Genomic DNA, 22,635 nt, shown 5'->3' with positions numbered 1-22,635 from the left:
GTCGGCACGGTGTGGCGCCACCTGCACCGCGTCCCGGTCACCGTCGCCTACGCCGTCTTGCTGGTCGCCGTCACGGCCGTCATGGCGGCGCTGGGGCCTGGCGTCCATGACCGGGTGATCGAGTACGCCAGTACCAATCTGCACAACCTGGCCCACGGCCGCTTCGGCACCTTGCTCAGCAGTGCATTCATCGCCGATGACGACTTGTTCTACTTCTGGCTGCCCGGCCTGATCTGCCTGCTCGCGGCAGTTGAACTGCGCTGGCGAAGCCGCCGGCTGGTGGTGATGTTCTTCGTCGGCCATGTCGTCACCACGCTCGTCGTCGCCGCGGGGTTGGTGGTCGCGGTCGAGCTCGGATGGTTGCCGCGGTCCATCAGCCGAGTGGCCGATGTCGGGGTCAGCTATGGGGTGTTGACGGTGGTCGGAGCGCTGACCGCAGTGGTGCCCGCGCGACTGAAGCCGGTGTGGCTCGGCTGGTGGCTGGCCGGCGCCGTCGCGGTACTGGTGGTCAGCAGCGACTTCACCGAGGCTGGTCACGCGATCGCGTTCGCAGTCGGTTTGTTGATGTCGACCCGGCTGGAACCACCAGCGCACTGGACGCGTGGCGAAGCCGTCGTGTTCGGCGTGGGCGTGTGCTTCGGTTACGCCGTGTTGGTCCACACGCCGGAGCTGGCGCTGATCGGACTACCGGCAAGTTCGCTGTGTGCCACCGTCACCGCCGTGGTGTCCCGACGTGTTCAGACGAAATCGTCGGGTCGGGACACGGCCCAGTCGGCGCGCCAGGATTCGGGTGGATGAGTCAGCAGTTCACCCGGTGCGAGCCAGCGGTAGATCTCGGCGTAGCTGTAGGTGTGCTGACCGTCCACACGCCGGTTCAGCATCGTCGGTGCCAGCTGATGAAAGCCGTCCAATCCCATCGACGCGACGATCTGTGCCGCGCTGGCCACCGTTGCGCGCTGGAAGTTGTAGGTCCGGTCGGCCTTGTCCGGAACGTCGAGCGCGTGGGCCCGTCCGGGATCTTGGGTGGCCACTCCCGTCGGGCAGCGGTTGGTGTGGCACGCGCGGGCCTGGATGCAGCCGACGGCGAACATCATCGCCCGGGCCGCCAAAGTGAAATCGGCGCCCTGGCAGATCCGGCTGACGATGTCCACGCCGCTGGCGACCTTGCCCGAGGCGCCCACGCGGATCCGTTCGCGCAGCCCGGTTCCGACCAGCGCGTTGTGCACCAGCATCAGGCCTTCGGTGAGTGGCATGCCGACGTGGTCCTCGAACTCCTGTGGCGCCGCGCCAGTACCGCCTTCGGAGCCGTCCACGATGATGAAATCGGGTGTGATGCCGGTCGCCAGCATCGCCTTGCAGATGGACAAGAACTCGGTTCTGGCGCCCACGCACAGTTTGAATCCGACCGGCTTGCCGCCGGACAGCCGGCGCAGCTCGGCGATGAACTCCATCAACTCGGTCGGCGTGTGAAACGCGCTGTGCGACGGCGGAGACACCACGGTGCGTCCCGCCGGGACTCCACGGCTGGCCGCGATCTCCGGGCTGACTTTCGCGCCGGGCAGTACGCCGCCCAGGCCGGGCTTGGCGCCCTGCGACAGCTTGACCGAAATGGCCTTGACCGTCGGCAGCGCGGACTTCTCGGCGAACGCCTCTGCATCGAAACGACCTTCGGCGTCCCGACAGCCGAAATACCCTGAGCCGATTTCCCAGATCAGGTCGCCGCCATGCAGGTGGTAGGGGCTGATGCCGCCTTCGCCGGTGTCGTGGGCGAATCCGCCGAGTGCCGCGCCACGGTTGAGTGCCTCGATGGCATTCGCCGACAACGCACCGAAACTCATTGCTGACACGTTCAGTAGGGCGATGTCGTACGGCTGGGAACAGTCTGGCCCGCCGAGCCGCACCCGCGGGGTGAGTTCGTCGGCGGCACGGGCGCGCAGCGAATGCCGGAGAAACTCGTATCCGACCGCGTTGACATCACGGGGAGTGCCGAACGGCTCGTTGCCCTTGGTGCCTTTGGCCCGCTCGTAGACCAGATCGCGCGTCTCACGGTCAAAGGGTGTGGCGTCGGTGTCGGACTCGATGAAGTACTGCCGCACCTCTGGGCGGACGAGTTCCATCAGAAACCGGATGTGGCCCAGCACCGGGTACGCCCGCAGGATCGAATGCCGCTTCTGCATCAGATCTCAGGTGCCGATAACTGCCGGGGCCACGATCAGCGCCGCAGGCACCGCCCATCGCAGATCGACGAGCACTGCCGCGACGGCGGCGAGCGCCGCGCACAACCACAGACCCGCGATGAGTACCGGTCGCAAGAGCACTGAGTGAGGGTATCTCGGTCGGCCGGGTGTGCGTCGCTATGATCTCGGGGTGGCTGAGCAGGGTGAAGAACGCAGTGACGGGCCTTCCGCGGGTCTATCAGAAGAAGCACTGACTGCGGCGGTCGATGCCGCCCGGCTCGCCTTCGACCAGGCCGCTGACCTCGACGCGCTGGCCCGCGCCAAGACCGAGCACCTCGGTGACAAAGCACCCATCGCACTGGCCCGGCAGGCACTGGGCACGCTGGCAAAGGCAGATCGGGCCGACGCGGGCAAGCGCGTCAACATCGCCCGCAGCGCCGCGCAGCAGGCGTATGACGACCGCATCGTGGTGCTGCGCGCCGAGCGTGATGCGGCTGCGCTGGTGGCCGAGCGCATCGACGTCACGTTGCCGACCACCCGGCAGCCCATCGGTGCCCGTCACCCGATCACGATCCTCGCCGAGCATGTCGCCGACACGTTCGTGGCGATGGGCTGGGAGCTGGCCGAGGGTCCCGAGGTCGAGACCGAACAGTTCAACTTCGACGCGCTGAACTTCCCGCCCGACCATCCGGCCCGCAGCGAGCAGGACACGTTCCACGTCGCGCCCGAAGGTTCGCGGCAGGTGCTACGCACGCATACGTCCCCGGTGCAGATCCGCGCCCTGCTCGATCGCGAACTGCCCGTCTACATCGTGTCGATCGGCCGCACCTTCCGGACCGACGAACTCGACGCCACCCACACCCCGGTGTTCCACCAGGTGGAGGGTCTGGCCGTCGACAAGGGCCTGACCATGGCCAACCTGCGCGGCACCCTGGATGCGCTGGCGCGTGCCCAGTTCGGCCCCGAGGGGCGCACGCGGTTCCGTCCGCACTTCTTCCCGTTCACCGAGCCGTCGGCCGAGGTCGACGTCTGGTTCCCGGACAAGAAGGGCGGCCCCGGTTGGGTGGAATGGGGCGGCTGCGGCATGGTCAACCCGAATGTGTTGCGGGCCTGCGGCATTGACCCCGACGAATACTCCGGATTTGCCTTCGGCATGGGATTGGAGCGAACCCTGCAGTTCCGCAACGGAATTCCCGACATGCGCGACATGGTGGAGGGCGACGTGCGCTTCTCCCTGCCGTTCGGGGTGGGTGTCTGATGCGTATTCCCTATAGCTGGCTGCGGGAAGCCGTCCAGGCCGGAGCGCCCGGTTGGGACGTGTCGCCGGAAGACCTGGAAGCGGCCTTCATCCGGATCGGCCACGAGGTCGAGGACGTCATCGCCGCCGGGCCGGTCACCGGCCCGCTGACGGTCGGCCGCGTCGTCGAGATCGAGGAACTGACCGAGTTCAAGAAGCCCATCCGGGCCTGCAAGGTCGACGTGGGTGAAGCCGAACCGCGCGACATCGTCTGCGGCGCACGCAACTTCGCGGTCGGTGATCTGGTCGTCGCGGCCCTGCCCGGCACCGTGCTGCCCGGTGAGTTCAAGATCGCCACCCGCAAGACCTACGGCCGGGTGTCCGACGGCATGATCTGCTCGGCAGCCGAATTGAACTTCGGCTCAGACCATTCCGGCATCATCGTGCTGCCGCCGGGTACCGCGGAGCCGGGTGCCTCGGGCGCCGAGGTGCTCGGTCTGGACGACGTGGTGTTCGACCTCGCCATCACCCCGGATCGCGGCTACTGCCTGTCGATCCGCGGCATGGCTCGCGAAATTGCGTGCGCCTTCGACCTGGATTTCGTCGACCCTGCTGATGTGCCGGCGCTGCCCGCCGAAGGCGAGGCGTGGCCGCTGACGGTCCAGCCCGGCACCGGCGTGCAGCGTTTCGGGCTGCGTCCGGTCGTCGGTATCGACCCGACCGCGGTATCGCCATGGTGGCTGCAGCGCCGGCTGTTGCTATCGGGCATCAGGGCCATCTCGCCGGCCGTCGACGTCACCAACTACGTGATGCTCGAACTCGGGCACCCGATGCACGCCCACGATCGCAAGCTGATCACCGGCGGCTTCGACGTGCGCTTCGCGAAGCCGGGGGAGACGGTCGTCACCCTCGATGACGTTGAGCGCAAACTGGATCCGGGCGACGTGCTGATCGTCGACGACGTGGCCACCGCCGCCATCGGCGGGGTGATGGGCGCCGGCACCACCGAGGTCCGCGACACCACGACCGACGTGCTGCTGGAAGCGGCGGTCTGGGATCCGGCCGCGGTGTCGCGCACCCAGCGTCGCCTGCACCTGGTCAGCGAGGCCAGCCGCCGCTACGAGCGCAGCGTCGATCCGGCGATCTCCCGCGCCGCATTGGACCGCTGTGCCGCGCTGCTGGCGGAAATCGCCGGTGGTGCAGTCGAACCCACGTTGACGGACTGGCGTGACGCCGATGCTGCACAAGATTGGTCGCAGCCGCCGGTGACCATCGCCGTCGACCTGCCCGACCGGATTGCCGGGGTCAGCTACCCGGACGGCACCACGGCCCGTCGCCTCATGCAGATCGGCGCGAGCGTCACGGTGTCCGGGGACGCGGCTACCGTCGTTCCGCCGAGCTGGCGGCCCGATATGAAACAGCCCGCCGACCTGGTCGAGGAAGTGCTGCGCCTCGAGGGGCTCGATGCCATTCCGTCGGTGCTGCCGCAGGCGCCCGCCGGCCGCGGTCTGACGGCGACGCAGCAGCGTCGTCGTGCCATCGGAAAGTCGTTGGCGCTGGGTGGTTTCGTCGAGGTGCTGCCGACGCCGTTCCTGCCTGCCGGTGTGCTGGACGCCTGGGACCTGCCGGCCGACGACCCGCGGCGTGCCACCATCTCGGTGCTCAACCCGCTCGAGGCCGACCGGCCCGCGCTGGCCACCACGCTGCTGCCGGGCCTGCTGGAAGCATTGGTACGCAACGTGTCTCGCGGCGCGGCCGACGTCGCGCTCTTCGGTATCGAGCAGGTCGTGCAAGCGACGCCGAACACCAAGGCCGTGGCACCGATCCCGGTGGATCGTCGTCCGACCGAGGCAGAGCTGGCCGAGATCAACCAGGCCCTGCCGTATCAGCCGCTGCATGTCGCCGCGGTGCTCACCGGCCTGCGCGAGCTGCCCGGCCCATGGGGTCCGGGCCGGGCGGTCGAGGCCGCCGACGCTTTGGAGACCGTGCGGATCATCGCCCGGGCCTGCGGTGTCGAGGTGACGCTGCGCGCCGCGCAGGAACTGCCGTGGCACCCGGGACGCTGTGCCGAGGTGCTGGTGGGCGACACCGTGGTCGGCCACGCCGGCCAACTGCATCCGGCCGTCATCGAGCGCATGGGTCTGCCGAATGGCACCTGCGCCGTCGAGTTGAACCTGGACGCCATCCCGGTCATCGAACGCGCCATCGTGCCGTCGGTGTCGCCGTACCCGGCGGTGTTCCAGGACGTCAGCCTGATCGTCGTCGACGAGGTGGCGGCCCAGGCCGTGGTCGACGTCGTGCGCGAGGGCGCCGGGGAGCTCCTCGAGGACGCGCGGTTGTTCGACGTCTACACCGGCCCGCAGATCGGGGAGAGCCGCAAGTCGCTGACCCTGGCCCTGCGGTTCCGGGCGCCCGACCGCACGCTGACCGAGGACGAGGCCAGTGCTTCCCGCGACGCGGCGGTGGCCCTGGCCATCGAGCGGCTGGGTGCCGAACAGCGTCGCTAATTGGTTTGCAAGTTGATGCATAACCATGCAGAATTGCTGTCATGACTTCTGTGGCGGTGGCCGGCGCCAGTGGGTATGCCGGCGGCGAGATTCTGCGGCTTCTGCTGGGCCATCCGGCCTACACCGACGGCCGCCTCACCATCGGTGCGCTGACCGCGGCGGGTAATGCCGGCACCACGGTCGGCGACCATCACCCGCACCTGCTGCCGCTGGCGCAGCAGGTGCTCCAGCCCACCGAGGTCGACGTCCTCTCCGGGCATGACGTGGTGTTTCTCGGCCTGCCGCACGGACATTCGGCCGCACTCGCGCAGCAGCTCGGTCCCGACACCCTGATCGTCGACTGTGGCGCCGACTTCCGGCTCACCGACGCCGCAGCCTGGGAGAAGTTCTACGGCTCCGAGCACGCCGGCAGCTGGCCCTATGGTCTGCCCGAGCTGCCCGGCGGCCGCGACAAGCTCGTCGGCACCAAACGCGTTGCGGTACCGGGCTGCTACCCGACCTCGGCCCTGCTGGCCCTCGTCCCTGCCGTCGCCGCCGGGCTCGTCGAACCCAACGTCACCGTGGTCGCGGTCAGTGGCACCTCGGGCGCCGGCAAGTCGGGCAAGGTCGACCTGTCGGCCGCCGAGGTCATCGGCTCGGCCCGGGCCTACAACGTCGGCGGCGCACACCGGCACACCCCGGAGATCGCCCAGGGGCTGCGGGCCGTCACGGACAAGGACGTGACGGTCTCGTTCACCCCGGTGCTGATCCCGACCTCGCGTGGCATCCTCGCGACCTGCACCGCGCGCACGACGGCGACCGTCGAGGAAATCCGCGCCGCCTACGAAAAGGCTTACTCGAGTGAGCCGTTCATCCACCTGCTGCCGGAGGGGCAGCTGCCCAAGACCGGTTCGGTCATCGGCAGCAACGCCGCGCAGATCGCCGTCGCCGTCGATGAGGACGCGAAGACTCTCGTCGCCCTCTGTGCCATCGACAACCTGACCAAGGGCACCGGCGGCGCGGCAGTACAGTCCATGAACATCGCACTCGGCTGGCCGGAAACCGAAGGACTATCCACCGTGGGAGTAGCACCGTGACCTCGTCGCTGACCCCGTCCCTGCACCGCAACCAGGGCGTCACCGCGCCGGAAGGCTTCCGCGCAGCCGGAATCGCCGCCGGCATCAAGGCTTCCGGGAAACCGGATCTGGCGCTGGTCTTCAACGAGGGACCCGACCTGGCAGCGGCCGGGGTGTTCACCCGCAACAAGGTGCGGGCCGCTCCGGTGCAGTGGAGCGAACAGGTGCTCACGAGCGGCCGGCTGCGGACGGTGATCCTGAATTCCGGCGGCGCCAACGCGTGTACCGGTCCGGGCGGTTTCCAGGACACGCACCAGACCGCGGAAGCCCTGGCCGCGGCGCTCAGCGACTGGGGGACCGAGACCGGTGCCATCGAGGTCGCGGTGTGCTCGACCGGGCTGATCGGCGACCGGCTCCCGATGGACAAGGTGCTCGCCGGTGTCACCGAGATCGTGCATGAGATGGCCGGTGGGCTGTCCGGCGGTGACGAGGCCGCGCGGGCCATCATGACCACCGACACCGTGCCGAAACAGGTTGCGCTGCACCACCCGGGCAAGTGGACCGTCGGTGCCATGGCCAAGGGGGCCGGCATGATGGCGCCGTCGCTGGCGACCATGTTGGTGGTCATCACCACCGACGCCGTCGCGGACGCGGAGGCCCTCAACCTCGCGCTCAAGAACGCCGCCGGGAAGACCTTCGACCGGCTCGACATCGACGGCAGCTGTTCCACCAACGACACCGTGCTCCTGCTGTCGTCGGGTGCCAGCGAAATCCGGCCCAGCCAAGGCGAATTGGACGAGGCAGTCTTCACCGTGTGCGACGATCTGTGCGCGCAGCTGCAGGCCGACGCCGAAGGTGTCACCAAGCGCATCGCGATCACCGTCAAGGGCGCGGCCAGTGAGGACGACGCCCTGGTGGGTGCCCGGGCACTGGCCCGCGACAGCCTCGTCAAGACTGCGCTGTTCGGGTCCGACCCCAACTGGGGCCGCGTCCTGGCCGCCATCGGCATCGCGCCGATCGAACTCGTGGCGGACCGGATCAGCGTGTCGTTCAACGGTTCCGCGGTGTGCATCGACGGCGCCGGTGCGCCCGGTGCCCGTGAGGTCGACTTGTCCGGCGCCGATATCGAGGTCATCGTCGATTTGGGGATAGGCGAGCACGAGGCGACCATCCGGACCACCGATCTATCACACGCGTACGTCGAAGAGAACTCGGCGTACAGCTCATGAGCACCAGCGAGGAGCCGAAGGCGGATCGCGCATGACCACGGCGGGACTTTCCACTACCACCAAGGCGTCGGTCTTCGCTGAGGCGCTGCCGTGGCTCAAGCAGCTGCACGGCAAGATCGTCGTGGTGAAGTACGGCGGCAACGCCATGACCGACGACACCCTCAAGGCGGCCTTCGCCGCCGACATGGCCTTCCTGCGGAACTGCGGGATCCACCCGGTGGTCGTGCATGGCGGCGGCCCGCAGATCAGCGCGATGCTGAAACGCCTTGGTATCGAAGGTGATTTCAAGGGTGGCTTCCGGGTCACCACGCCCGAGGTCCTCGAAGTCGCGCGCATGGTGTTGTTCGGCCAGGTCGGTCGCGAACTCGTCGGTCTGATCAACGCCCACGGCCCGTACGCGGTCGGCATCACCGGCGAGGATGCGCACCTGTTCACCGCGGTGCGGCGCAGCGTGACGGTCGACGGGGTGCTCACCGACATCGGACTGGTCGGCGACGTCGAGCACGTCAACACCGCTGCCGTACTCGATCTCATTGCCGCCGGCCGGATTCCGGTGGTGTCCACCATCGGTCCCGACGCAGACGGCGTGGTGCACAACATCAATGCCGACACCGCGGCGGCCGCACTGGCCGAGGCGCTGGGCGCGGAGAAGCTCCTGATGCTCACCGACGTCGAGGGCCTGTACACCGACTGGCCGGACCGTAATTCGCTGGTCACCGAAATCGACACCGCAGCGCTGACGCAACTGTTGCCGAAGCTCGAATCCGGCATGGTGCCGAAGATCGAGGCATGCCTGCGGGCCGTGGAGAACGGTGTCCCGAGCGCGCACGTCATCGACGGCCGGGTCGAACATTGTGTCTTGGTCGAGTTGTTCACCGACGATGGCACCGGTACGAAAGTGGTAGCAGCATGACCATCGATATGAGCGCAACCCAAGCACTGCAAGCCCGTTGGCAAGCGGTCATGACGAACAACTACGGCACGCCGCCGGTCGCGCTGGTCAGCGGCGACGGCGCCGTGGTCACCGACGCCGACGGCAAGAGCTATGTGGACTTTCTGGCCGGCATCGCGGTGAACGTGTTGGGCCACCGGCATCCGGCGGTGATCGAGGCCGTCACCACCCAGCTGAACACGCTGGGGCACACGTCGAATCTGTATGCCACCGAACCCGGTATCGCCTTGGCGGAAGCCCTCGTCGCCCTGCTCGGGTCGCCGGCCCGGGTGTTCTTCTGCAACTCCGGTGCCGAAGCCAACGAAGCCGCATTCAAGATCAGCCGGCTCACCGGCCGCACCAAAATCGTTGCGGCCCAAGGCGCTTTCCATGGCCGCACCATGGGATCGCTGGCGCTGACCGGCCAGCCTGGCAAGCAGGAGCCGTTCCTGCCGCTGCCTGGTGACGTCACCCATGTGCCCTACGGCGACGCTGATGCGCTGGCCGCGGCTGTCACCGACGAGACCGCGGCGGTGTTCCTCGAACCGATCATGGGCGAGGGCGGCGTCGTCACGCCGCCGGCCGGCTACCTGGCCAAGGCACGGGAGCTCACTACGAAACACGGTGCGCTGCTGGTGCTCGACGAGGTGCAGACGGGGATCGGGCGTACTGGAGCCTTTTACGCGCACCAGCACGACGGCATCACGCCCGATGTCATCACGCTGGCCAAGGGCCTCGGCGGCGGCCTGCCCATCGGCGCCTGCATCGCCATCGGACCCGCAGCCGACCTGCTGCAGCCGGGCATGCACGGCAGCACTTTCGGCGGCAACCCGGTGTGCACGGCCGCCGGTCTCGCGGTGGTCAAGACCCTGGCCGACGACGACCTGGTGCACCGCGCCGACGCCGCGGGCAAGACGCTGGCGCACGGCATCGAAGAGCTGGGCCACCCGCTCGTCGATCACGTCCGGGGCCGCGGACTGTTGCTCGGCGTTGTGCTGACCGCGCCGCAGGCCAAGGCTGTCGAAAACGCCGCGCGTGACGCGGGTTTCCTCGTCAATGCCGCAGCGGCCGACGTGGTGCGGCTCGCGCCGCCGCTGGTCATCACCGACGCGCAGATCGACGCGTTCCTGACCGCACTACCCACCGTTCTCGACACCGCAGCAGGGGAGTCCCAGTGATCCGCCATTTCCTCCGTGACGACGACCTGACTCCCGAGGAGCAGGCCGAGGTCCTGGCGCTGGCCGCCGAACTGAAGAAGGCGCCTTTCAGCCGGCGTCCGCTCGAGGGGCCGCGGGGCATCGCCGTGATTTTCGAGAAGAACTCCACCCGCACGCGGTTCTCGTTCGAGATGGGCATCGCCCAGCTCGGCGGGCACGCCGTCGTCGTCGACGGCCGCAGCACCCAGCTGGGGCGCGAAGAGACGCTCGAGGACACCGGTGCCGTGCTGTCCCGCTATGTGGACGGCATCGTCTGGCGCACCTTCGCCCAGGAGCGCCTCGCGGCCATGGCCTCCGGCTCGACGGTGCCGATCATCAATGCCCTGTCCGACGAGTTCCACCCCTGCCAGGTGCTGGCGGACCTGCAGACCATCGCCGAGCGCAAGGGCACGCTGGCCGGGCTCAACATGGCCTACCTCGGTGACGGCGCCAACAACATGGCGCACTCGCTGATGGTCGGCGGCGTCACGGCCGGCATCAACGTGACCATCGCCGCGCCGAAGGGATTCGCACCGGACCCGCAGTTCGTCGAGGCCGCCAAGAAGCGGGCTGCCGAGACGGGCGCGACCGTCACGGTCACCACCGACCCGCAGGCCGCGGCCGACGGTGCCGACGTCCTCGTCACCGACACCTGGACCTCGATGGGCCAGGAGAACGACGGCCTGGACCGGGTGCGCCCGTTCCGTCCGTTCCAGGTCAACAGCACGCTGCTGGGCCGTGCCAACGCTGATGCCGTCGTGCTGCACTGCCTGCCGGCGCACCGCGGGGACGAGATCACCGACGAGGTGATGGACGGCCCGCAGAGCGCGGTGTTCGACGAGGCCGAGAACCGGCTGCACGCCCAGAAGGCCATGTTGGTCTGGCTGCTGGAACGCAACGCGCGGTGAGGCTCCGATGACAGCACCGACCCGGGCTGGACGGCAGTCGCGCATCGTCGCGCTGCTGTCGTCGAACCCGGTGCGCAGCCAGACCGAGCTCGCGGCCCTGCTCGCCGAGGAGGGCATCGACGTCACCCAGGCGACGCTGTCGCGGGACCTGGAGGAACTGGGTGCGGTCAAGCTGCGCGGCGCCGACGGCGGTACCGGCGTTTACGTCGTTCCCGAGGACGGCAGCCCCGTCAAGGGCGTTTCCGGCGGCACCGAGCGGATGTCCCGGCTGCTCGGCGAGCTGCTGGTGTCCACCGACGCCAGCGCCAATCTGGCCGTGTTACGTACGCCACCTGGGGCGGCGCAGTACCTGGCCAGTGCGATAGATCGGGCGGCTCTGCCTTATGTTGTGGGCACGATTGCCGGTGATGACACCATTTTCGTCGTCGCCCGCGAACCGATGAGCGGCGCCGAGCTCGCCGCCACCTTCGAGAACCTGTAGCAGTACTAGACAAGGAGATTGACACATGTCCGAGCGCGTCATCCTGGCGTATTCCGGCGGTCTGGACACTTCGGTCGCGATCAGCTGGATCGGCAAGGAGACCGGCAAGGAAGTTGTGGCCGTGGCCATCGACCTGGGCCAGGGCGGTGAGGACATGGAGGTCGTCCGGCAGCGTGCCATCGACTGCGGCGCCGTGGAGGCGGTGGTGGTCGACGCCCGCGACGAGTTCGCCGACGAGTACTGCCTGCCCACCATCAAGGCCAACGCGCTGTACATGGACCGGTACCCGCTGGTCTCGGCCATCTCGCGGCCGCTGATCGTCAAGCATCTGGTCGAGGCTGCCCGTAGCCACGGCGGCACCGTCGTCGCGCACGGTTGCACCGGCAAGGGCAACGACCAGGTCCGGTTCGAGGTCGGTTTCAATACCCTCGCACCGGAACTTGAGGTGATCGCCCCGGTTCGCGACTACGCCTGGACCCGCGAGAAGGCCATCGCCTTCGCGCAGGAGAACGACATCCCGATCAACGTCACCAAGAAGTCGCCGTTCTCCATCGACCAGAACGTCTGGGGCCGCGCCGTCGAGACCGGCTTCCTCGAGGATCTGTGGAACGCCCCCACCAAGGACGTCTACGACTACACCGAGGACCCGACGGTCCACTTCAACACCCCCGACGAGCTGATCATCAGCTTCGACAAGGGCCGCCCGGTCGCCATCGACGGCCGCCCGCTGAGCGTGCTGCAGATCATCCAGGAGCTCAACACCCGCGCCGGTGCGCAGGGCGTCGGCCGCCTGGACGTCGTCGAGGACCGCCTGGTCGGCATCAAGTCCCGTGAGATCTACGAGGCCCCGGGCGCCATGGTGCTGATCACCGCGCACACCGAACTCGAGCACGTCACCCTGGAGCGCGAGCTCGGCCGCTACAAGCGCGGCGTCGACCGCAAGTGGGGCGAGCTGACTTACGACGGGCTCTGGTACAGCCCGCTGAAGGCCTCGCTGGAGGCGTTCGTCGAGCACACCCAGCAGCACGTCTCCGGTGACATCCGCCTGCTCCTGCACGGCGGCCACATCACCGTCAACGGCCGTCGCTCGGGCGAGTCGCTGTACGACTTCAACCTCGCCACCTACGACGAGGGCGACAGCTTCGACCAGAGCGCGGCCAAGGGCTTCGTCCAGCTGCACGGTCTGAGCTCCAAGATCTCCGCCAAGCGCGATCTGGGACTGTAAGCACACTTACCGCGAGCGTGCGTGTCTGCACCCGACACACCGCGTTTAGGTGTGCAGCACCGCACGCTCGCGCTCGACGAGGGGCACGTTTATGAGCACCGGTGGCACCAACGAAGGCTCGCTGTGGGGCGGACGGTTCGCCTCCGGCCCGTCCGAAGCGCTTGCCGCACTGAGCAAGTCGACGCACTTCGACTGGGCGCTGGCGCCATACGACGTCACCGCGTCGAAGGCACACGCCCGGGTGCTGCACAACGCCGGCCTGCTCACGGATGACCAGCGCGACGGTCTGTTGGCCGGGCTGGACAGCCTGGGCAACGACGTCGCCGACGGGTCTTTCGGGCCGCTGCCGACGGACGAGGACGTGCACGGCGCGCTGGAGCGCGGGCTGATCGACCGCGTCGGTGACGACCTGGGCGGGCGGCTGCGTGCGGGCCGGTCGCGCAACGATCAGGTCGCCACGCTGTTCCGCATGTGGTTGCGCGACGTTATCAAGGTCATCGGTAACGGCGTGCTCGACGTCGTGGCGGCGTTGGCAACCCAGGCTGCGACGCACCCGACCGCGATCATGCCCGGTAAGACGCACCTGCAGTCCGCTCAGCCGGTCTTGCTGGCGCATCACCTGCTCGCGCATGCGCACCCGCTGCTGCGCGACGCCGACCGGCTGCTCGACCTGGACAAGCGGGCGGCGGTGTCGCCCTACGGATCCGGTGCGTTGGCCGGCAGCTCGCTGGGCCTGAACCCCGACGCCATCGCCGCCGACCTTGGTTTCACCTCGGCGGCCGACAACTCGATCGACGCGACATCTTCGCGGGACTTCGCCGCCGAGGCCGCTTTCGTGTTCGCGATGATCGCGGTGGATCTGTCCCGGCTTTCCGAGGACATCATCCTTTGGAGCACAACAGAATTCGGCTACGTTCGGTTGCACGACTCCTGGTCCACCGGCAGCTCGATCATGCCGCAGAAGAAGAACCCGGACATCGCCGAATTGGCCCGCGGCAAGTCCGGCCGGCTGATCGGCAACCTCGCCGGCCTGCTGGCCACCCTCAAGGCCCAGCCGCTGGCCTACAACCGGGATCTGCAGGAGGACAAGGAGCCGGTCTTCGACTCCGTCGCTCAGCTCGAGTTGCTGCTGCCCGCGATGGCCGGACTGGTCGGCACCCTGACGTTCGACACCGACCGCATGGCCGCGCTCGCGCCGCTCGGTTACACGCTTGCCACCGACATCGCGGAATGGATGGTGCGCCAAGGGATTCCGTTCCGGGTTGCGCATGAAGCAGCCGGCGCCGCGGTCAAGGCCGCCGAGGCCAGAGGCGTCGGGCTCGAAGAGCTGGGCGCCGATGAGCTTGCCGGCATCCACCCCGGACTCACCGCCGAAGTGCGGGACGTGCTGACCATCGCCGGTTCGGTGGAGTCCCGTGACGCCCGCGGTGGCACGTCTCCGACGCGCGTCGCCGAGCAGCTCGTCACCGTGCGCGACACCGCCGATCGGTTGCGGGCCCGCCTGCACGGCTGAGCCCGGATGCGGCCGTAGGCTCGGGCGGTGCCAGCTCGCAGCCGCGCCGCGGTGTATGCCAGACGTCGCAAGCGTCGGATGGCGAAGGTCGACCACGACCTGACGCCGCAGCAGTGGGCTGCCCTGCAAGAGATTTGGGGTGGCTGCGCCTACTGCGGTGCGGGCGACACCGATCTGCAGAAAGACTGTGTGCAGCCCATCTCGCGGGGCGGGCGTTACACGCTCGACAATGTGGTGCCCGCGTGCCGGTCGTGCAACGCGAGCAAGTGCAATGCCGAAGTCACCGGCTGGTTGCGCCGAAAGAAGTTGGACGAAGGCAGGTTTCTGCTGAGGAAGGCGACCATCGCCAGGGAACTGGCGGGCTACGGCCGGTGTGCGGACGAGCCTTAGCCCACTTCCTCGGACAGTTCCATCCAGCGTTCCTCCTGCTCGGTCACCTCGGTTTCGAGCTCGCGCAGCGACGCCGTAAGACGTTGCAGGCCTTCGTAATCACCCTGGTCATGCTCGGCAAGACGCTGGTGCGCGGTGTCGATCTGGCCGGCGAGTTTCTCCAGCCGTCGCTCGATGGCCGTGATCTCCTTCTGCGCCGCGCGCAGTTCGGCACCTGACAAACCCTCAGCTACCGCCGCAGCCGGTTTGGCTGCGGCGGTACCGGTTTGAGCTGCATGCGAAGCCCGCAGCCGCAGGTATTCGTCGACGCCGCCGGGGAGGTGCCGCAGCCGGCCGCCGAGGATGCCGAACTGTTGATCGGTGACGCGCTCCAGGAAGTACCGGTCGTGGCTGACCACGATCAGTGTGCCCGGCCAGGAGTCCAGCAGGTCCTCCATGGCGGCCAGCATGTCGGTGTCCAGGTCGTTGGTCGGCTCGTCGAGGATCAGCACGTTGGGTTGTTCCAGCAGGATGAGCAGCAGTTGTAAGCGGCGCTGCTGCCCACCGGACAAATCCCGCACCGGAGTGGACAGCTGTGCACTGGCGAAGCCGAGGCGCTCCAGCAGCTGGCTCGGTGTGAGTTCGGTTGCCTTGGAACCGGATCCGAACGTGTAGGTCGTGGCCAGCCGGCTCAGCACCACCCGCACCGGCTCGTCGAGATGGTCCGCCAACTTCTCGACGCCCTGGGTCAGCGCGGCGATCTGCACCGTCTTGCCATGCTTCACCCGGCCGCTGGTCGGCTCGACCGACCCGTCGATCAATCCGAGCAGCGTCGACTTGCCGGCGCCGTTGACGCCCAGGATGCCGGTGCGCTCGCCCGGGGCGATCCGCCACTCGATGTCCTGCAGCACCTCGCGCTCGCCGTATGTCACCGACGCGTCCAGAATGTCGACGACCTGCTTGCCCAGCCGCGTCACGGCCAGCGACTGCAGCGCCACCTTGTCGCGGATCTCGGGGACGTCGGCGATCAGCGCGTTGGCGGCGTCGATGCGGAATTTCGGTTTCGACGTCCGCGCCGGTGCGCCGCGCCGGAGCCACGCGAGTTCCTTGCGGGCCAGGTTCTGCCGGCGGGCCTCGGACGCCGCCGCCTGCCGGTCCCGCTCCACCCGTTGCAGGATGTAGGCCGCATAGCCACCCTCGAACGGTTCGACGATGCGGTCGTGCACCTCCCAGGTGGCGGTGCAGACCTCGTCGAGGAACCAGCGGTCGTGGGTGACGACCAGCAGGCCGCCGGCATTGGCGGCCCAGCGCTTCTTGAGATGCGCGGCCAGCCAGGTGATCGCTTCGACGTCGAGGTGGTTGGTCGGCTCGTCGAGGATGAGGACATCGTGGTCACCGGCCAGCAGTTTCGCGAGCGACACCCGGCGGCGCTGGCCGCCCGACAGGGTGCCGATCACCGCGTTCCAGTCGAGGTCGCCGAGCAGTCCGGCGATGACGTCGCGACCGCGGGGGTCGCCCGCCCATTCATGCTCGGGGACGTCGCCGACGACGGCGTGCCCGACGGTGTCGGTGTGGTCGAGGGTGTCGCCCTGGTCGAGCATTCCGATGCGGACGCCGCCGCGTACCGTCACCCGGCCGGAGTCGGGTTTCAGCCGGCCGCCGAGCATCGCCAGCAAACTGGACTTGCCATCGCCGTTGCGGCCGACGATGCCGATCCGGTCACCCTCCTCGATCCCGACCGTCAGCGAATCGAAAACCACACGGGTCGGAAACTCGAGATGCAGGGCTTCGGCCCCCAATAGATGCGCCATCAGGCGCCGATCATATGCGGCGGCCGGAGGTGCTTGCGCCACGCCGTAACACCGGGGTAACCAGCACGTTGTGCCATGATGGCGTCTTAGCCAGGGGGATTTGTACCGATTTGATCAAAAGGGAGTGCCCGGTGGTGGACTTTTCAGCGATCACCGCTCCGGTGGAGCGGTTGGTGGCTACCGCCCAGAACGGGCTGGAAGTGCTGCGCTACGGCGGGCTGGAGACCGGTGCCGTGCCGTCGCCGTTCCAGATCGTCGAGAGCGTGCCGATGTACCGGCTGCGGCGGTACTTCCCGCCGGATGCCCGTCCGGGCGCCGCCCCGGCAGGTTCACCGGTGCTCATGGTTCATCCGATGATGATGTCCGCGGACATGTGGGACGTGACGCGTGACGACGGCGCCGTCGGGATCTTGCACGCCGCGGGCCTGGACCCGTGGGTCATCGACTTCGGCTCGCCCGATCAGGTCGAGGGCGGCATGGACCGCAATCTGGCGGACCACGTGGTGGGGCTGAGTGCCGCCATCGACACCGTGAAGGCCACCACCGGCAAAGACGTGCACCTGGCCGGCTACTCGCAGGGCGGCATGTTCGCCTACCAGACCGCCGCGTACCGGCAGTCCCGCGACCTGGCGAGCATCGTGGCCTTCGGTTCGCCGGTGGACACCTTGGCCGCGCTGCCGATGAACATGCCGGCCAACTTGGCATCCGGTGTCGCCGATTTCATGGCCGACCACGTCTTTAGCCGCCTCAACATCCCGGGTTGGTTGGCGCGCAACGGTTTCCAGATGCTGGACCCGATCAAGACCGCGCAGTCACGGCTCGACTTCCTGCGCCAGCTGCACGACCGCGAGGCGCTGTTGCCGCGCGAACAGCAGCGCCGGTTCCTGGCCAGCGACGGTTGGATCGCCTGGTCCGGGCCGGCCATCGCGGAGCTGCTCAAGCAGTTCATTGCGCACAACCGCATGATGACCGGCGGGTTCGCCATTCACGGCAACCTGGTGACGCTGTCGGACATCACCTGCCCGGTGCTCGCCGTCGTCGGCGAGGTCGACGACATCGGCCAGCCCGCCGCGGTGCGCGGCATCAAGCGGGCCGCCCCCGATGCCGACGTCTACGAATATCTGATCCGTGTCGGGCATTTCGGTCTTGTCGTGGGTTCCAAGGCGGCCAGCCAGAGCTGGCCGACGGTGGCGTCGTGGGTCAAGTGGCTCGATGCCGGCGGCCCGATGCCGGCCGACGTGGTGCCCATGCCGCTGCAGTCCGAACTGCCGCGCGAGTCGGTGCCGTTGGCGACACGCGTGGCGCATGGTGCCGCGGCCGCCACCGAGATGGCCTTCACCTTCGCCAGCACCGCGGCCGACGCCGTGGTGTCGGCCGGCAAGTCCACGCGGGCGCTGGCCATCGAGACGGTTCGCACCCTGCCGCGCCTGGCCCGGCTGGGGCAGATCAACGACCACACGCGAATCTCGTTGGGCCGCATCATCTGTGAGCAGGCCGAGGGTGCGCCGGACGGTGAGTTCTTGCTGTTCGACGGTCGCGTGCACACCTATGAGGCGGTGGACCGCCGCATCAACAACGTCGTCCGGGGCCTGATCGAAGTCGGTGTCCGGCAGGGCGTTCGGGTCGGCGTGCTCATGGAGACCCGGCCCAGCGCGCTGGTCGCCATCGCCGCGCTGTCGCGTCTGGGCGCGGTGGCGGTGCTGATGCCACCCGACGCCGACCTGGCCGTGGCGGCCCGCCTCGGTGGCGTCACCGACATCATCTCCGACCCGGCCAATCTCGATGCGGCACGCCGGCTGCGGACCCGCGTGTTGGTGCTCGGTGGCGGCGAGAACCGCGACCTGCAGGTGTCCGACGACGCGGACGTCGTGGACATGGAGCAGATCGATCCCGACGTGGTCGAGTTGCCCGGCTGGTACCGGCCCAACCCGGGCTACGCGCAGGACCTGGCCTACGTCGCGTTCGCCAATATCGGCGGCGAGTTGGTGGCCCGCCAGATCACCAACTTCCGTTGGGCCCTTTCGGCTTTCGGCACCGCCTCGGCGGCCAACCTGGGCCGCGGCGACACCGTCTACTGCCTGACTCCGCTGCATCACCAGTCCGGACTGCTGGTGTCGCTGGGCGGCGCGGTCGTCGGCGGTGCCCGCATCGCGTTGTCTCGTGGCCTGCGGCCCGACCGGTTCGTGCACGAACTGCGGCAGTACGGCGTCACCGTGGTGTCCTACACCTGGGCCATGCTGCGCGACGTCATCGACGATCCGTCGTTCGTGCTCAACGGAACTCACCCCGTGCGGTTGTTCATCGGCTCGGGCATGCCGGCCGGGTTGTGGCGCCGTGTCGAAGAGGCGTTCCAGCCCGCCCACGTCCTCGAGTTCTTCACGACCACCGACGGCCAGGCCGTACTGGCCAACGTGTCGGGTCTCAAGATCGGCAGCGAGGGCCGGCCGCTGCCGGGCGGCGGCCAGATCGCCCTCGCCGCCTACGACGTCGACGACGACCTCATCCTCGAAGGCGACGACGGTTTCGTGGCGCGCGCCGAACCCAACGAGGTGGGCGTGCTGCTGGCCAAGCCACGTGGCCCCGTCGACCCGACGGCGTCGGTCAAGCGCGGCGTCTTCGCGCCGGGTGACACCTGGGTGTCCACCGAGTTCCTGTTCCGTCGGGATGACGACGGCGACTACTGGATGGTCGACAACCGGCGCTCGGTCATCCGCACCCCGCGTGGCGCGGTGTTCGGCAAGGAGGTCGGCAACGCTCTCGGCCGCCTCGATGCGGTCGACATCGCCGTCACCTACCGGGTGCCCGTCGGTGATCGCGAGCTGGCGGTCACCGCGTTGAGCTTGCGTCCGGGCGGCAGTGTGCTGCCCGCCGACCTCCGTGAGGCGTTCGTCGACCTGCCGGTCGGGGTGGTGCCGGACCTCATTCACGTGGTGCCGGAGATGACGCTCAATTCGTCGTACCGCCCGGTGCTCGCCGAGTTGCGGGCCGCCGGCGTGCCCGAATCATCGGGCAACTCGTGGCAGTTCGACGTCGACAGCGACGCATTCGTGCCGTTCACGCCGGCCGCGTACGCAGCGTTGGCCGCGGAGGGCACTCTGTCGTGACCACCCGCCCAACCTGGTCGGCGCTGTTAGGCTGCGGTTTGTCGGACGGAGCACGCGCCGTCTGCGCAGTTACCCGAATGGAGGACGCATGACGTCACACACCAGCCGTCGCCGGCGCGGTGTTGCCGGCGCGATTCTGGCGGGAGCTCTGGCTGCCGGTGTGATGATCACTCCCGCGGCTGCGCACGCCGACGTGCTCGACGACCTCGACGGTCAGTACGACATCGGTTCCAGTGGCGGTGACCTCTCGAACTTGCTTCGTACGGCGCTCAAGCTGCGTGCCCAGGGCTTCGGTCCCTCGAAGGGCAACCTCGCCGATATCGAGGCTGCGCTCGACCAGCGCCCCAACCAGGTGCCGCTGATCCACGCGTTGCAGGACACCGTGAAGTTCCAGAAGCGCAACCAGGCACGGGCCGCCGGGGTGAAGCCGCAGAGCCCGATCGTCATCGGTGGGCCCGGTGGCCTGCCGCCCGGCCTCGTGCCGGGCACTGGTGGCTCGCAGATTCCGTTGGGTGGCTGACGAACGATGATCGATGAAGCGTTGCGCGCGATCTTGGTGTGCCCGCAGGACCGGGGTGAACTGCTGCTGGTCGGGGACGAATGCCTGTACAACCCGCGGTTGCGCCGGGCCTATCGGATCGACGGCGGGGTACCGGTGTTGCTGATCGACGAGGCGGTCGACGTCACCGACGACGCCGAACACCAGCGACTGATCGACGCCGCCCGGAGCTAGCTGGGCGCCGGCAGATCGCCGGTCAGATAGCGCTGCAGATTCGGGCCGATCGTTTCGGCGATCTGTTGCACCGGAAGCGATCTGAAGGGCTCCAGCTCCAGGATGTAGCGGGCCATCACCACGCCGATCAGCTGGGATGCCACGAACTGCACCCGGATTCGTCCGGTGCCCGGCGGATTGTCGACGCGCGCACCGACTTCGGTGGTGATGATGTCTTCCAGGAAGATGCGCATGAGGTTCACCTCGTCGCCGGCCAGCATCGATCGCAGTGCCGCGATGAATCCGACGCCGAGTTCTGAGTCCCAGATCGGGAGCAGCAGCGACGGCAGCGTGCGGCCGAGTTCGTCGATGGGGGTGCTCCGCAGCGGGCCCAGTACCAGTTGCGGGTCGACGGGAATGTGCACCGCCGCGGCGAAGAGCTGCTGCTTGGTCCCGAAGTAGTGATGTACCAGCGCCGCGTCGACATTCGCCGCAGCGGCGATCGCCCGCACCGATGTGTTGTTGAACCCGTTGCGGGCGAACAGATCCCGCGCACACGTCAGGATGGTGTCCTTGGTGTCGGACGGCCCGGTGGGACGGCCCGGGGGCTTGCGGCGGGGCCGCGGGTCCGTGGTGGTCATGGCGTCCGACGGCGCAGGGTCGCGGCGGCCAGGACCATGGTGACCACGACGAACGCGATCACGATGACGATGTCGCGCACCGTCGTACCGGTGATTTCGGCGTGGTCGGCCACCTCTTGGAGTGCCTCCAGCGCGTAGGTTGCGGGCAATGCGTCACTGACCCACCGTAGCCAGTCGGGCAGCACCTCGCGAGGAACGATGATGCCGCACAACAACAATTGCGGCACGATCACCAGCGGCATGAACTGCACGGCCTGGAATTCGGTCTGCGCGAAGGCACTGCACAGCAGACCGAGCCCGACACCGAGCACGGCGTTGATGATCGCGATCAGGAAGACCAGTGCGGGGCTGCCCGCAGTGTCGAATCCCAGGAACCAGAACGACACCAGGCAGGCCAGCGTCGCCTGGGCGGCAGCGGCGACGGAGAACGCCGAGCCATAGGCGGCCAGCAGATCCAGCCGACGCAGGGGAGTGGTAAGAATCCGTTCCAAGGTTCCCGAAACCCGTTCGCGCTGCATGGTTATCGAGGTGATCAGGAACATCACGATCAACGGGAAGATGCCCAGCAGGATCAGGCAGGCGTTGTTGAACGGGGACAGCGTGCCGGGGCGGTGCGGCAGTTCGTCGAACATGAAGTACATCAAGGTGATGACGGCGCTCGGCACCACCAGGATCATGGCCATGCTGCGGTGGTCGGCACGGAGCTGCCGCAGGATGCGGGTGGTCGTGGACAGGTAGGGCCGCAGCGTCAACCGGCTTTGGCTGCGGTGCTGCGCCGGATGATGGTCAGAAACGCTTCCTCCAGCGATGAACATCCGGTGTCCTCTCGTAGTTGGGTGGGCGTGGTGTGGTCCAGCAGCCGGCCTTCGCGCATCAGCAGCAGTTCACCGCAGTGGTCGGCCTCGTCCATCACATGACTGGACACCAGCAGCGTGGTGCCGCCGCGGGCCAGTCGGTCGAACTGTTCCCACAGGTCGACACGCAGCAGAGGGTCCAGGCCGACGGTCGGTTCGTCGAGGACCAGCAGGTCGGGCTGGGACACCAGCGCACAGGCCAACGACGCCCGCGTCCGCTGACCACCAGACATGTTGCCGCACAGCGTAGTTCGGTTCTCGTGCAGGCCGACGGCGGCGATCGCATCGTCGGCGGCGGTCTTGTCGGCGCCCGTCAGTGCGGCGAAATACCGGACGTTGTCGATGACGCGCAGGTCGTTGTAGACCGTCGGCTCCTGGGTCACGTACCCGACACGGCGGCGCAGTTCCGCTGATCCAGCCGGCCTCCCGAGCACGGTGACCGTGCCCTTCGTGATGATCTGGGTGCCGACGACGGCGCGCATCAGGGTGGTCTTGCCGCAGCCCGACGGGCCGAGCAGTCCGGTGATGCTGCCGCGCCGTACCTGCAGCGACACCCGGTCGATTGCGCCTCGCTTACCGCGGACGACGGTCAGGTTGTCAACCCGAATCGCCACGTCAGAGGCGCGGCACGTTAATTCATCGTGCGATGAACTCATCATATGGTGAATAGTCCGCTCGCGGCGTG

At 68.1% G+C, this 22,635-nt stretch carries 20 protein-coding genes and 1 pseudogene; 15 read left to right on the top strand and 6 right to left on the bottom strand.

Annotation, left to right across the window (positions count from 1 at the left end):
- The first annotated feature begins 9 nt into the window (after window positions 1–9).
- The gene (locus G6N59_RS04870) at window positions 10–798 is read left to right on the top strand and encodes a rhomboid-like protein (protein ID WP_179970274.1); all 789 of its coding nucleotides are present in this window, start codon (window positions 10–12) and stop codon (window positions 796–798) included.
- Here G6N59_RS04870 and G6N59_RS04865 read toward each other — a convergent pair.
- Both G6N59_RS04865 and G6N59_RS31800 read right to left on the bottom strand, forming a co-directional pair.
- Window positions 738–2,201 (bottom strand): annotated as a pseudogene (locus G6N59_RS04865) (FMN-binding glutamate synthase family protein); the annotation flags it as partial. The gene G6N59_RS04870 and the pseudogene G6N59_RS04865 overlap by 61 nt on opposite strands.
- Window positions 2,184–2,318: a hypothetical protein gene (locus tag G6N59_RS31800; RefSeq protein ID WP_407665919.1), complete on the bottom strand. Its 135-nt coding sequence runs from the start codon at window positions 2,316–2,318 to the stop codon at window positions 2,184–2,186. The pseudogene G6N59_RS04865 and the gene G6N59_RS31800, both read right to left, overlap by 18 nt.
- Before the next feature lie 49 nt (window positions 2,319–2,367).
- On the opposite strand from G6N59_RS31800, the gene pheS reads away from it, so the two are divergent.
- From pheS to G6N59_RS04810, 11 genes are all read left to right on the top strand, one after another.
- A complete protein-coding gene (gene pheS / locus G6N59_RS04860) occupies window positions 2,368–3,435 on the top strand; it encodes a phenylalanine--tRNA ligase subunit alpha (RefSeq protein ID WP_138231049.1) in 1,068 nt (355 codons plus the stop codon).
- Window positions 3,435–5,921, top strand: a complete 2,487-nt coding sequence (pheT, locus tag G6N59_RS04855; protein WP_138231048.1) for a phenylalanine--tRNA ligase subunit beta — start codon at window positions 3,435–3,437, stop codon at window positions 5,919–5,921. Before pheS ends, pheT begins: the two co-directional genes overlap by 1 nt.
- 41 nt (window positions 5,922–5,962) lie before the next feature.
- Window positions 5,963–6,997, top strand: a complete 1,035-nt coding sequence (argC, locus tag G6N59_RS04850; protein WP_138231047.1) for an N-acetyl-gamma-glutamyl-phosphate reductase — start codon at window positions 5,963–5,965, stop codon at window positions 6,995–6,997.
- A complete protein-coding gene (argJ, locus tag G6N59_RS04845) occupies window positions 6,994–8,205 on the top strand; it encodes a bifunctional glutamate N-acetyltransferase/amino-acid acetyltransferase ArgJ (protein ID WP_138231046.1) in 1,212 nt (403 codons plus the stop codon). The genes argC and argJ overlap by 4 nt, the downstream gene beginning before the upstream one ends.
- Window positions 8,206–8,236: 31 nt before the next feature.
- Entirely contained in the window at window positions 8,237–9,118 is an 882-nt protein-coding gene (argB, locus tag G6N59_RS04840; RefSeq protein WP_138231045.1) for an acetylglutamate kinase, read from the top strand.
- On the top strand, window positions 9,115–10,314 hold the full coding sequence (locus tag G6N59_RS04835; protein WP_234884282.1) for an acetylornithine transaminase: 1,200 nt from the start codon (window positions 9,115–9,117) through the stop codon (window positions 10,312–10,314). The genes argB and G6N59_RS04835 overlap by 4 nt, the downstream gene beginning before the upstream one ends.
- Window positions 10,311–11,240: an ornithine carbamoyltransferase gene (gene argF / locus G6N59_RS04830; RefSeq protein ID WP_138231044.1), complete on the top strand. Its 930-nt coding sequence runs from the start codon at window positions 10,311–10,313 to the stop codon at window positions 11,238–11,240. The genes G6N59_RS04835 and argF overlap by 4 nt, the downstream gene beginning before the upstream one ends.
- A 7-nt stretch (window positions 11,241–11,247) precedes the next feature.
- On the top strand, window positions 11,248–11,721 hold the full coding sequence (locus G6N59_RS04825) for an arginine repressor (protein ID WP_138231043.1): 474 nt from the start codon (window positions 11,248–11,250) through the stop codon (window positions 11,719–11,721).
- A gap of 25 nt (window positions 11,722–11,746) precedes the next feature.
- Window positions 11,747–12,946 carry an argininosuccinate synthase gene (locus G6N59_RS04820; protein WP_138231042.1) on the top strand — a complete coding sequence of 400 codons (1,200 nt, stop codon included), beginning with the start codon at window positions 11,747–11,749 and terminating at the stop codon, window positions 12,944–12,946.
- A 91-nt stretch (window positions 12,947–13,037) separates the two neighbouring features.
- Window positions 13,038–14,459 (top strand): argininosuccinate lyase, encoded by a 1,422-nt coding sequence (gene argH / locus G6N59_RS04815; protein ID WP_138231041.1) that lies wholly within the window; start codon window positions 13,038–13,040, stop codon window positions 14,457–14,459.
- 78 nt (window positions 14,460–14,537) lie between these two features.
- Window positions 14,538–14,849 (top strand): HNH endonuclease, encoded by a 312-nt coding sequence (locus tag G6N59_RS04810; RefSeq protein ID WP_179970326.1) that lies wholly within the window; start codon window positions 14,538–14,540, stop codon window positions 14,847–14,849.
- Here G6N59_RS04810 and G6N59_RS04805 read toward each other — a convergent pair.
- Window positions 14,846–16,639 (bottom strand): ABC-F family ATP-binding cassette domain-containing protein, encoded by a 1,794-nt coding sequence (locus tag G6N59_RS04805; protein WP_138231039.1) that lies wholly within the window; start codon window positions 16,637–16,639, stop codon window positions 14,846–14,848. The genes G6N59_RS04810 and G6N59_RS04805 overlap by 4 nt on opposite strands.
- 131 nt (window positions 16,640–16,770) lie before the next feature.
- On the opposite strand from G6N59_RS04805, the gene G6N59_RS04800 reads away from it, so the two are divergent.
- The 3 genes from G6N59_RS04800 to G6N59_RS04790 all read left to right on the top strand — a co-directional run bounded on the left by G6N59_RS04800 (window position 16,771) and on the right by G6N59_RS04790 (window position 20,476).
- Window positions 16,771–19,743 (top strand): acyl-CoA synthetase, encoded by a 2,973-nt coding sequence (locus tag G6N59_RS04800; protein ID WP_179970273.1) that lies wholly within the window; start codon window positions 16,771–16,773, stop codon window positions 19,741–19,743.
- Window positions 19,744–19,831: 88 nt separating this feature from the next.
- Window positions 19,832–20,263, top strand: coding sequence for a hypothetical protein (locus tag G6N59_RS04795; protein WP_138231038.1), 432 nt, complete (start codon window positions 19,832–19,834; stop codon window positions 20,261–20,263).
- 6 nt (window positions 20,264–20,269) lie between these two features.
- Window positions 20,270–20,476 (top strand): Trm112 family protein, encoded by a 207-nt coding sequence (locus G6N59_RS04790; protein ID WP_138231037.1) that lies wholly within the window; start codon window positions 20,270–20,272, stop codon window positions 20,474–20,476.
- Here G6N59_RS04790 and G6N59_RS04785 read toward each other — a convergent pair.
- Genes G6N59_RS04785 through G6N59_RS04775 form a run of 3 tightly spaced genes read right to left on the bottom strand, consistent with a single transcriptional unit; the run spans window position 20,473 to window position 22,609 of the window.
- Complete coding sequence (locus G6N59_RS04785) at window positions 20,473–21,096, bottom strand: TetR/AcrR family transcriptional regulator (protein ID WP_138231036.1); 624 nt, start codon at window positions 21,094–21,096, stop codon at window positions 20,473–20,475. The genes G6N59_RS04790 and G6N59_RS04785 overlap by 4 nt on opposite strands.
- The gene (locus G6N59_RS04780; protein WP_163910980.1) at window positions 21,093–21,911 is read right to left on the bottom strand and encodes an ABC transporter permease; all 819 of its coding nucleotides are present in this window, start codon (window positions 21,909–21,911) and stop codon (window positions 21,093–21,095) included. The genes G6N59_RS04785 and G6N59_RS04780 overlap by 4 nt, the downstream gene beginning before the upstream one ends.
- Window positions 21,845–22,609 (bottom strand): ABC transporter ATP-binding protein, encoded by a 765-nt coding sequence (locus G6N59_RS04775; RefSeq protein ID WP_138231034.1) that lies wholly within the window; start codon window positions 22,607–22,609, stop codon window positions 21,845–21,847. Before G6N59_RS04775 ends, G6N59_RS04780 begins: the two co-directional genes overlap by 67 nt.
- Window positions 22,610–22,635 lie beyond the last annotated feature (26 nt).

The sequence above is a fragment of the Mycolicibacterium aubagnense genome (assembly GCF_010730955.1).
GTDB lineage: Bacteria > Actinomycetota > Actinomycetes > Mycobacteriales > Mycobacteriaceae > Mycobacterium > Mycobacterium aubagnense.
The sequence above is the reverse complement of the archived record's forward strand: the minus strand, read 5'-3'. Positions and strand labels throughout refer to the sequence as shown.